At 30.9% G+C, this 2,839-nt stretch carries 2 protein-coding genes; both read left to right on the forward strand.

Going from position 1 to position 2,839, the window contains the following annotated elements; translation table 11 throughout:
* Positions 1–68: 68 nt before the first annotated feature.
* Positions 69–632 (forward strand): glycerol-3-phosphate responsive antiterminator, encoded by a 564-nt coding sequence (locus NSA01_RS09880; protein ID WP_257481293.1) that lies wholly within the window; start codon positions 69–71, stop codon positions 630–632.
* Between the two features lie 629 nt (positions 633–1,261).
* Positions 1,262–2,788: a cardiolipin synthase gene (cls, locus tag NSA01_RS09885; RefSeq protein ID WP_257481294.1), complete on the forward strand. Its 1,527-nt coding sequence runs from the start codon at positions 1,262–1,264 to the stop codon at positions 2,786–2,788.
* Positions 2,789–2,839 lie beyond the last annotated feature (51 nt).

Raw genomic sequence — 2,839 nt, forward strand, 5'->3', positions numbered from 1 at the left:
AGTGCCGGGGTTTTAGGGGCAGAGCCCCTAGGAAATTTGTTTCTTGAAAAAAGAAAAAAGGAGAATTTATGAACAAAAAATTAATAGAAGCACTAAAGAAAAATCCAATTATAGTATCGGTAAGAAGTGAAGAAGAGACCGACAGAGCCATAAAAAGCAGGGCTGAGGTCGTATTTATCATACATACCGATATGGACCATTTGGTAAGTCAAGTAAAGAAAATCAAGAATGCAGGTAAAATGGCATTTATTCACGTAGATTTGGTTCACGGATTTTCATCTTCTCCGATAGCTCTCGAATACATATATAAACTGACAAAGCCGGACGGTATCCTTACCACAAAAAAAGCACTTATAAATAAAGCAAAGGACCTTGATTTAACGAGTATTCTAAGAGTATTTGCTTTAGATTCTCCTACTATATCTTCTTCAGCCAAGCTTATAAAGGAAGTAAAGCCCGACATAGTTGAAATACTGCCCGGTATCGCACCAAAGGCAATAAAACTCATCGGAGAAAAGGTAAACGTACCTATAATTGCGGGCGGAATGATAGAAACAAAGGAAGAAGTTATATCATGTATAAAGAATGGTGCTATAGGTGTATCATCTTCAAGTGAGAAATTGATGATATAATATTGACGAAACATAAAAAAACATTTATAATTAATAATGATCGAAAGATTTTTTCTTTAAAACCATATAAGAAAACGAATTATCGGGTCTCATAACTATCCTCTTAATTCGTTTTTTTAGTTTATATTATCTTTCATTTATAACATATTTGTTTATTTATTAAAAAGCATAATATATGTTATTATATATCGTAAGTAATATTAATAATCGTTAATCTTAAGTAACATTATAAAATTAAATTTATGTATATTAAAACTTATCAAAATAATTTATAATTAAATAAATAATCGAATCAAGAATAATATATATCCTGTTTATTAAAAGAAATCTTTTGATATATTAAAGATTTAAATCATATTTCTCAAAAATAAGTTGCTCATTTTTACTTAGCCGTAAAAAAATTTTATGATAAAATCATTTAAAATCGTAAAACAGCTAAAAAATATTGATTATAAACCTAATATTATAATAAAATAATTGAGAAATAATTTAAAGAAGATATATTTAAATAAATTTAATTTAACAAATAATTTTAAAATACATTTTTATACCTATAATCAAAACAGAAAACAAACTCAAACAGAGTGTAATAAATATAAAACTACATAAAATCTATATAAGAGGTATTTATGAAAAATAAAGAAAATGACCGCTTAGGTACCATAATGAGAATACTTTTCATCGCATTTTTGTTCTTGATACAAATTGCATTTATGATACTGCTCACTTATTTTCTTAAAAATCACGCGGTAATAGTATATACATTTATCGAAGTACTCAGTGTCATAGTACTTATGCACTTAATGGCTGAAGAAAGAAACTCCGCATATAAGATGTTTTGGATGACAATAGTCCTCCTTCTTCCAATCGTGGGACATATAATGTACGACTTCTGGGGCAAAAAGCATTCCAACTTAAGAAAGCATTCTCTCATTCAAAAGCAAATAGACAGGGTAAACTATAAGCAGATAACAAACGATGAAATACTTAATAACATGGATAATATAGATGCTCAGAGGCTGTCATCATACCTGACCAATTACCATTATCCCCCATATAAAAATAATATCACCAAGCTTTTCTTTTCCGGAGATGAAGCATATGAAAAGATCAAAGACGATATAAGAAACGCAAAGAAGTTTATATTCATAAGCGTTTATACCATATCAAAAGGTAAAGTTTTAAATGAAATATATGAGCTTTTAAAAGAAAAAGCAAGAGAAGGCGTAGAAGTAAAACTTATTTATGACGATATAGGCTCAATTCTTAAGATACCTAAAGGATTAAAAGAGCATTTGGAAGAAATCGGAATGGAAGTGACTGTCTTCAATGAAATACACAAGAATGCTTTCAAGCAGTACTACAACTACCGTTCTCACCAAAAAATAATAGTTATAGACGGGAATATTTCATATACGGGAGGCTTTGATTTAAAAGACAGCTTTATTAATCTGCAGGAAAATGATACTTACTATAAAGACTGTGCCGTAAGGACAGAAGGCGAAAGCACATGGAGTTTCACACTTATATTCATAGGAATGTGGAACGCCGCAAGCGACAATAAAATAAAAGATTTTGAGAAATATAAAAATACTTATGAAATGAAATGCGGTATTATATGTCAGCCTTTTGCCGATGGACCGGCTAATTATGTCCATATTGCGGAAGATATGTATAAATACCTTATAAGCACCGCAAGGAGGACCTTATACCTCACTACCCCATATTTAAACCCGGATGACGAAATGGTAGACTGCCTTTGTCTTGCGGCTAAGAGCGGAGTGGATATAAGGATAATAACACCTAAAATATATGATAAAAAGGTATCTAAATATCTGAGCGAATATAACTTCGGAAGACTTCTTAAAAACGGAGTCAGGATATACGAATACAACAAGGGGCTTATAAGAAGCAAGATAATCTTAAATGAGTTTGCAAGTATCGTCGGAACTATAAACATGAATTTCAGAAGTTTTTATCTTCACTACGAATGCGGGAATTTCGTTCCCGATACAGAATTCACAAACGAACTTAAATATGAAATATTGGAGCTCTTAAAAGACTGCGACGAAATAACCTTCGATGAGTGGATACACCGTTCAAAGAAAACCAAGGTAATTCAATATGTGCTTAATATATTTAAATCACAATTATGATGTAAGGGCTTTCCGTCCTTAAAAACCCGACCATTCTTTGCTTGTCCAAAG

It is taken from the genome of Anaerofustis stercorihominis (assembly GCF_024623185.1).
In the GTDB taxonomy this organism is placed as follows: Bacteria; Bacillota; Clostridia; order Eubacteriales; family Anaerofustaceae; genus Anaerofustis.

Bases quoted from the DNA above. Each gene is read 5' to 3' on its own strand.
- NSA01_RS09880 (WP_257481293.1), top strand. From the start codon at position 69: ATGAACAAAAAATTAATAGAAGCACTAAAGAAAAATCCAATTATAGTA.
- cls (WP_257481294.1), top strand. From the start codon at position 1,262: ATGAAAAATAAAGAAAATGACCGCTTAGGTACCATAATGAGAATACTT.